The sequence below is a fragment of the uncultured Porphyromonas sp. genome, from assembly GCF_905372525.1.
Classification (GTDB): domain Bacteria; phylum Bacteroidota; class Bacteroidia; order Bacteroidales; family Porphyromonadaceae; genus Porphyromonas.
Genome location: NZ_CAJPPN010000063.1, coordinates 1 through 7772 on the forward strand (window position 1 = coordinate 1; position 7772 = coordinate 7772).

At 57.0% G+C, this 7772-nt stretch carries 10 protein-coding genes and 1 pseudogene; all 11 read left to right on the plus strand.

Annotation, left to right across the window (positions count from 1 at the left end; translation table 11 throughout):
• The first annotated feature begins 242 nt into the window (after positions 1-242).
• Positions 243-1160, plus strand: coding sequence for a DMT family transporter (locus QZ170_RS08820; RefSeq protein ID WP_297180069.1), 918 nt, complete (start codon positions 243-245; stop codon positions 1158-1160).
• A 350-nt stretch (positions 1161-1510) separates the two neighbouring features.
• Entirely contained in the window at positions 1511-2122 is a 612-nt protein-coding gene (locus QZ170_RS08825; protein WP_297180071.1) for a DUF4254 domain-containing protein, read from the plus strand.
• A gap of 47 nt (positions 2123-2169) precedes the next feature.
• Entirely contained in the window at positions 2170-3237 is a 1068-nt protein-coding gene (locus tag QZ170_RS08830; protein WP_297180074.1) for a glycosyltransferase family 9 protein, read from the plus strand.
• Positions 3238-3265: 28 nt separating this feature from the next.
• Positions 3266-3772 carry a S4 domain-containing protein gene (locus QZ170_RS08835; RefSeq protein WP_297180077.1) on the plus strand — a complete coding sequence of 169 codons (507 nt, stop codon included), beginning with the start codon at positions 3266-3268 and terminating at the stop codon, positions 3770-3772.
• Between the two features lie 23 nt (positions 3773-3795).
• Complete coding sequence (locus tag QZ170_RS08840; protein WP_297180080.1) at positions 3796-4347, plus strand: histidine phosphatase family protein; 552 nt, start codon at positions 3796-3798, stop codon at positions 4345-4347.
• 72 nt (positions 4348-4419) lie between these two features.
• Positions 4420-4902, plus strand: coding sequence for a ferritin (locus QZ170_RS08845; RefSeq protein WP_297180083.1), 483 nt, complete (start codon positions 4420-4422; stop codon positions 4900-4902).
• 195 nt (positions 4903-5097) lie between these two features.
• Positions 5098-5463 carry a rhodanese-like domain-containing protein gene (locus QZ170_RS08850; RefSeq protein WP_297180086.1) on the plus strand — a complete coding sequence of 122 codons (366 nt, stop codon included), beginning with the start codon at positions 5098-5100 and terminating at the stop codon, positions 5461-5463.
• 32 nt (positions 5464-5495) lie between these two features.
• On the plus strand, positions 5496-5792 hold the full coding sequence (locus QZ170_RS08855; RefSeq protein WP_297180089.1) for a glutaredoxin-related protein: 297 nt from the start codon (positions 5496-5498) through the stop codon (positions 5790-5792).
• 312 nt (positions 5793-6104) lie between these two features.
• Entirely contained in the window at positions 6105-6983 is an 879-nt protein-coding gene (locus QZ170_RS08860) for a nucleoside phosphorylase (RefSeq protein WP_297180092.1), read from the plus strand.
• Positions 6984-7020: 37 nt separating this feature from the next.
• The gene (locus QZ170_RS08865; RefSeq protein WP_297180095.1) at positions 7021-7407 is read left to right on the plus strand and encodes a CrcB family protein; all 387 of its coding nucleotides are present in this window, start codon (positions 7021-7023) and stop codon (positions 7405-7407) included.
• Positions 7408-7475: 68 nt separating this feature from the next.
• Positions 7476-7772, plus strand: a pseudogene (locus QZ170_RS08870) (hypothetical protein); the annotation flags it as partial.

Genomic DNA, 7772 nt, shown 5'->3' on the forward strand with positions numbered 1-7772 from the left:
CCCTAAGCCCTCCGCTCCCCCCTCCGCTCATCCACCCCCTCGGTGAGGTCAAGCCTCCTCTCAGTGAGGCTCTACTTCCCCTCTGGGGAGGGGAGAGAATCATAGTGACACGCACTTCGCCAGAGCCTAGTAGGCGCTGGTACTAGTGGGTGCTGTAGGATGGAATCGGGATAGAGAGGTGGGTACAGAGTGGCGGAGGGGGAGGATAAAATATGAGGACTAAATGAAGGAAGAAATAAGTAATGAATAGATTTAAGGGCTTTGTCTATGGGATGATAGCCTCCTCGACCTTTGGGCTAATCCCCCTCTTCACCCTGCCGATGATGGGCGAGGGGCTCACGACCGATAGTATCCTGACCTACCGGATGTTCCTCGCCTGCCTACTCGTCGCACTACTGATGTGGGTGCGTGGGGTATCCCTACGGACGAACCTCCGGGAGCTCCGCTGGTTCGCCTTCCTCGGCTTCTTCTACTACGGCTCGGCCGCCCTTCTCTTCCAGGGCTACCATACGATGTCTAGTGGTATGGCCACGACCCTACACTTCCTCTACCCGATCGGGACGACTCTCATCATGGCGATAGTCTTCCATCAGCGTACCTCTATCTATACGGTGATTGCTATCGCTCTAGGGCTGTCGGGGGTCGCTCTGCTGAGCCTCCGTGGTGGGGTAGGGCAGACGACCTCGGTAGTGGGGGTACTTCTGGTACTCCTCTCCGGCTTCTCCTATGCGATCTACCTCGTGACAGTGAATAACGTCCGTCGTCTCCGAGAGATGGACAACCTCAAGCTGACCTTCTACGCTATCTTCTTCAGTGGGGTCTTCTTCCTTGCCGACAGCCTCCTGACGGGAGGGCTACAGCCGATACCGAGCCGAGGGGTGATGGTGAACCTCCTGCTCTTGGCTCTCCTACCGACCCTCATCTCCAACCTCGCCCTCGTGAGAGCCATCAAGAGCATTGGCTCTACGCTGACCTCTGTCCTCGGGGCTATGGAGCCCCTGACGGCGATCGTCATGGGGGTGCTCTTCCTCGGGGAGCAAGTCTCCTCGGTGATGCTCCTCGGGGTCGTCCTCATCCTCAGCGCTGTGACGATCATCGTCCTCTCTCCTCTGCTGGATAAGAATATAGCAGATCGCCTCAAGCGGTTTGCCAAAAGGTAGTGTAGCAGTCCGGGTAGGGAGATCCTCTGCCCTCACGCTATGAGCAGATCTGTCTCTCAGCATGTCCGTCGTCTCATCCATTTTATAGCAACTAGCTCTATAGCACCCAGTACGACTAGAGCCAGATAAGGCAGGGCGGTGGATGGTCCTCTTAGACGAGGAGGAGTAGGTACATGCCCAGATCGTCTGCTCACACCTAGCTTTATGTCCTTGTTCGCCCTTGCTCCCTCGAGGGGGGAGGGTGGCTACACCTCGGGCTGGGAACCTAGTATAGTTGTAGCTTTTTTCCTTATCTTTGGTCGGTAATGACAGCCTTTACTCATCGAGGCATAGAGTACGTATATATAGATATGGAGCATTTCAGCCAGCTAGCCACGCGCATCTTCAGAGAGGCTATCGCCGTCTACGAAGCTAAGGGGAGTATAGATACGCCACCACAGAACCCCTATCCTGAGCGCACTATCGAGCACGACCTCTTTCGCAAGAACTGGATCGACAATGCTCAGTGGTGCCTAGAGGACGTCATCCGTGACCCCGAGATAGACCCTATGTATGCCCTACAGATCAAGCGACGTATCGACCGAAGCAACCAGGAGCGTACAGACCTCGTGGAGCTCATCGATAGCTTCTTCCTACAGCGGTACGCAGATGTACAGGTGCAGCCTGGGGCAAAGATCAACACCGAGAGCCCAGCCTGGGCTATCGATCGCCTCTCCATCCTAGAGCTGAAGATCTACAATATGAACAAGGCGCTACAGAGTGCAGGCGCAGACGAAGCTCTACAGAAGAAGTGCCGAGATAAGCTCGCTGTACTCACCGAGCAGGAGCGAGACCTCACGCAGGCCATCGATGAGCTCCTAGAGGATATCGCCTCGGGACGTAAGTACATGAAGGTCTACAAGCAGATGAAGATGTACAACGATCCTGAGCTCAACCCAATGCTCAAGGGGCAGAGCCTCTAATTACTCCCCCCCCTTTCTCACCCTTCCTTCCCCCGCCCCCTCTTCCCTTGGCTCGCTATCTCGTCATCCGCCTCTCCGCTATCGGAGATGTGGCGATGCTCATACAACTCCTTTACTCAGTGGCCCGAGCCAATGAGCAGCACGACTTCGTCCTGCTCACGCAGCCCTTCATCACGGAGCTCCTGCTCGACCCCCCAGACAATGTGGAGGCGATGGCGATAGACATTCGCAACGAGGAGCACAGCCTGCTAGGGCTCGCACGCTATGCCCGTAGGCTACGACTAGAGCACTTCGATGCCGTGCTGGATCTGCATGACGTCCTGAGGACCAAGCTCCTCAGGAGCTACCTGCGCCTCTCGGGTATCCCGACGAAGCACCTAGCGAAGCCCCGCCGGGAGCGACGGCGCCTCGTCGCCAATCGTCCTGGGAAGGATCTGACCCCACTGCCCCCGATGTGGCAGCTCTATCGCAAGGTCTTCCTAGAGGCAGGTCTCTCTGTCCCCGAGGTGATCCCCCCAATAGAGATACATCCCTCGCTGAGGGAGAGCTTCGAGCGTCTGCACCCCGAGCTCCTCGTGGGTCGGGGAAGTAAGGTACGTCTCGGGGTAGCCCCCTTTGCCTCGACCCGTGCAAAGACCTATTCGCCTGCGAAGATGAAGGAAGCGGTGCGGCAGCTCGCTGAGGATGGACGCTTCGAGATCCTCTTCTTCGGAGGGCGAGGTCGGGAGGCAGAGACGCTACGAGAGTGGGTGAAGGAGCTCCCCCATACCCAGTCGGTAGCAGGTACCCTCGACTTCTCTGAGGAACTGATCCTGATGGCAACACTCGATGTCGTCGTCTCGATGGACAGTGCCAATATGCACCTAGCCTCTCTGGTCGGGGTACGGGTACTCTCCGTCTGGTGCTGCACCCATCCTGCGGCAGGCTTCCTAGGTATAGGGCAGCGCTGGGAGGACTGTCTCCAGCCCGAGGGGCTCGACAGACGCCCATGCAGTATCTTTGGGGACAATAAGCACTGCCACTCGGGCGACTTCCAGTGCTCCGAGGCGATGCCCCCAGAGCGGATCGTAAGACCACTACTAGAGCTCGCAGACCAGCGTGCTCTATCCAGATAACTATCTTCCCCCCTTTTCTTAACCCCTAATGAAACTGAGAATCAATAAGCTGATTAGCGATGCTGGGCTTGGCTCACGCCGTGACGTAGAGGAATATATCCGTCGGGGTCGTGTCAAGATCAACGGAAGAGTCGCACACCTCGGAGACCTAGTCTCGGAGGAGGATGTCGTCTTCTTCGATGAGGTAGACCTCCCCGTCAAGGAGCTAATCCGTGACCATGTCGCCGAGGAGAAGCTCCAGGCACGCCAGAGACAGGAGGCTGAGCGTCCCCGTACCAAGGGCCGTCAAGCAGAGCGTGCCGAGAGCCAGCGTCAGCAGGCTGCCCCCAAGAGCGCAGCCCTACGTAAGACGAGTAAGAACAACCCCGAGAACCGCCGTCAATACAAGGCTCGTAGTGAGGGCTGGTATGACGAGGAGCAGGAGGCCGATGAGCAGCTCGTCCGCCACCGTAATAATGGTCGGCGTGGGAGCGCACGCAGTACACAGACCCCACCCCGCCAGCGGGGACGTAAGCGTAATAACTGGGAGGAATAGCCCCACCCCTAGCACGATCGCCAATGAAAGTATATATCGTCCGCCATACCTCCGTCGTCCTCGATGGAAACTACGTCTGCTACGGATATTCGGATATCGATGTCCGCTCGACCTTCGTCGAGGAGGCTACCCTTACCCGCAAGGCTCTGGAGGGACTCTGCTTCGACGGAGTCTTCTCTAGTCCACTGAAGCGTGCCCGCAAGCTAGCCGCCTTCTGTGGATACCCAGACCCGATCACAGATGACCGGCTCAAGGAGATGAACTTCGGAGACTGGGAGGGGAGACCTTGGAATGAGATCATCATCAATGAGGGCACGGAGGAGTTCTTCATGCGCTATATCGATCAGCCTACCCCGGGGGGCGAATCCCTGAGGATGCAGTATGAGCGTGTGTCGCACTTCCTGATGGAGAAGAGGGCCGAGGGCTACCAGCAGATCCTCATCTTCTGCCATGGCGGAGTCATCAACTGCGCACGAGCCCTAGCAGGGCTCTGTCAGCTCGAGGAGGCCTATGCTACGATCCCCTCCTTTGGCTCGGTGACGGAGCTAGACTTTGACTTTCTCGATCTGCAATGAACAATATGAGACCGTAGGCTGTCTTTAGCTAGAACGGTTTTATCACTTAATATTTAGATTCATTATCAAGCTATGAAGTTTACAGAAAGAATGCAGGCTGCCATCAACGAGCAGATTGCGCTCGAGATGTGGTCAGCGAATATCTATCTCTCTATGTCGGCTCACTTCGCTAGCCTAGGACTAGATGGCTTCGCCCACTGGTACCGCCAGCAGTACAAGGAGGAGCTAGATCACGCTGAGGATATGATCCAGTACGTGATCCGCCGTGGAGGTCAGGTGAAGATCCAGGCTATCCCCGCAGTAGACACCGAGTTCGACTCCGCACTGCAGATCGCAGAGAAGGCCTATGCCCATGAGTGCTATGTGTCGGAGAAGATCGAGGAGCTCGTCCGCATCGCCGCCGAAGAGAAGGATATGCCTTCGCAGGACTTCTTCTGGAAGTATATCCGTGAGCAGGTCGAGGAGGAAGCTACTGCTACCTCTATCGTAGACCGAGTACGTCTGGCTTCGGATCATGCGATCATCTTCCTAGACAAGGAGCTCAGCACCCGCTAAGGCGCTTGACGCTGATAGATAACCCCTATAGAGGGCTATGCTGTGGGTACCCGCAGTGTAGCCCTCTGTCTATTCGGTGAGGGGGATGAATGAGCTACTCGCTCTGTGAACCTCTCCTGCCTATACTGAGTTATCCCAGCAGAGGCCGGGCACCCAGTAGAGTGCCGAGAGCCAAGGTATAATATAGATAATGTAATGATGCCATCTATCCCTACCCCCCATGAGTCCGAGTGCCCCAGCACGATCGAGGTCTTAGAGCCTCGGGACTTCCTAGCCCGTGCTCAGGCCGATGCCCGAGCCTTCGTCCTCGATGTACGTCGCCCCGAGGAGTACGCCAGCGGACACCTCGCTGGTGCGCAGCTCCTAGACTGGATGGATGAGGAGCTCTTCAGGCAGGGTGCCTCCTGGCTGGATAAGTCCCTCACCTACTATGTCTACTGCCGTAGTGGCAAGCGAAGCCATGCCGCAGCGCAGTGGATGAGCTCACAGGGCTTCGAGGTCTACGATATGCAGGGCGGTATACTGCACTGGATGGAGCTCGGACTCCCGCTGGAGCGATAGGTGGTACACAGATAGAAATATAATAGAGAACTATGATCAAGATCTATGGAATGAGTAGCTGCCCCGACTGCACCTATGTCTGGGAGCAGGCGAAGGGCAACCCTACGTATGAGATTATCGACTTCGGGCATCACGTCTCGGACCTGAAGGCCTTCCTCCGACTACGAGACCACAATAGTGTCTTCGACGAAGCTCGTGCTCGGGGAGCCGCCGGGATCCCTTGCTTCGTACTCGAGGACGGTCGGGTGACCCTTGTCCCTGAGGAGGCTGGGCTCAGTGCTCGCCCCGTGCAGGGACAGGCCTGTAGCCTAGATGGGACGGGCTGCTAGAGCTCCCCTGCGGGGTAGTGAAGCCTAGAGGCAGAGGGGCTCGTAGGACTCAGGTGGAGACTACCTGAGTCCAAGAGCCGCGCCCCCGCTACTACTCCATAATTATATATACGGGGTGATATACGGACACCAGAGGCTTCCCCCTCCTCCAGCAGGGAGGGGGAGTCTCTGGTGTCTGTCTACTTCGCGTCGTCGCCTAGAGGAGAGAGGGAATACGCTGGTAAAGGAAGGTGAGCGGCTTCGGGGGAAGTAAAAGTATTCTCGTACCTTTGCCCTACGAGTACTACTATTTCTGCTAATCATATATATCCTATGAGTAACCAACGCATCATCCCATCCTCCGAGCTGATCATCAACGGGGATGGCTCCATCTTCCACCTTCACCTACGTCCTGAGCAGCTGGCTGACCGTGTCTTCCTCGTCGGTGATCCCGCTCGTGTCGATATGGTGGCGAGTCGCTTCGAGCACATCGAGTGCAATGTCTCCAGCCGAGAGTTCCACACGATCACTGGGCTCTACCGAGGTAAGCGGATCAGCGTCGTCAGTCATGGTATCGGTACAGACAATATCGATATTGTTCTCAACGAGCTCGATGCTCTGGCGAATATCGACTTCGAGACACGGCAGGAGAAGGAGACCTTTCGCCAGCTGACCCTCGTACGTGTAGGCACCTCGGGGGGGCTACAGGATGAGACTCCTATCGGCACCTATGTCGCAGCCGAGCATTCGATAGGCTTCGACGGGGTACTCTACTTCTATGCAGGGACGGAGCGTGTCCGTGACCGAGCCTTCGAGCAGGCCTTGATCGATCAGCTTAGCTGGCAGGTAGAGGGGCTCCGCCCCTATGTCGTCTCGTCTTGTCCCGAGCTCCTAGAGCAGATCTGCCGGGAGGACGTCCTAAGGGGCAATACCATTGCTGCCAATGGCTTCTATGGGCCACAGGGGAGACAGCTCCGCCTCGCCCTCCGAGACCCAGAGCTCAATAGGAAGATCCAGGCCTTCGACTACGAGGGTGCTCGCCTGACGAACTATGAGATGGAGAGCTCCTCGCTCGCTGGTCTAGCCGCCCTCATGGGACACCGTGCGATGACGGTCTGCTGCATCATAGCTGGGCGCAAGGCTCAGAATATGAATACGGACTACAAGGGGAGCATCGAGGGGCTTATCGACCTCGTCCTAGAGCGTATCTAGCCCTCGTCCCTCTGTCTCCAGATACGCCACCTCCCGCATGAACCGACTATCCTTGCTGGGGCTTGTCTTCATCTTCCTCGGTGGTGGACTCGGGAGTCTGCTACGCTACCTCCTAGGGGTGGGGTTCAGCTACCTCGTACCTGCCTCTAGGGGAGCATTCGGGTGGGGGACGCTCCTGGTGAACGTCCTAGGCTCGTGCCTCATCGGTTACTTCGTGGAGCGGTACCATAGTGAGCTGGGACTAGATCGCCTCCTACTCGTCGTGGGCTTCTGTGGGGGCTTCACGACCTTCTCCACCTTTACGATGGAGGTCTATACGCTCTTTACCGAGGGCCTCTCATGGCTTGCTCTACTCTATATCGTGGGGAGTATCCTCCTTAGTCTCGGGGCTCTGTACCTCGGCCTCCGCCTAGCAGGAGCCTGATGGGGTATATCGAGTAGGGCTGGGGAATGTGTATCTTTGTAGCAAGTAAACGAAGAACCTAGTACGATATGAAGATATTGATACGTCGCTGTACCCTCCTGTCTCTTGTGGCTCTTGCCTCCTATACGCTAGGAGTGTCACAGACCCCTACTGCTGTCGCAGACCAAGTCTATACGCTCGATAGCCTAGTGACGGGGAGCTCGGAGTACTATGTCCCCCGGGAGATCACTTCGGAGGTGCTCCTACGTCTCCTGGCTGGTACGCCGAGTCTCGAGGCTCAGCTTATCGACTTCTACTCCCGAGGCGGGCTAGACGTCCTGCCTGACCGATCCCTCCTGCTGACACGACTCCTGATGCCCCGCCCC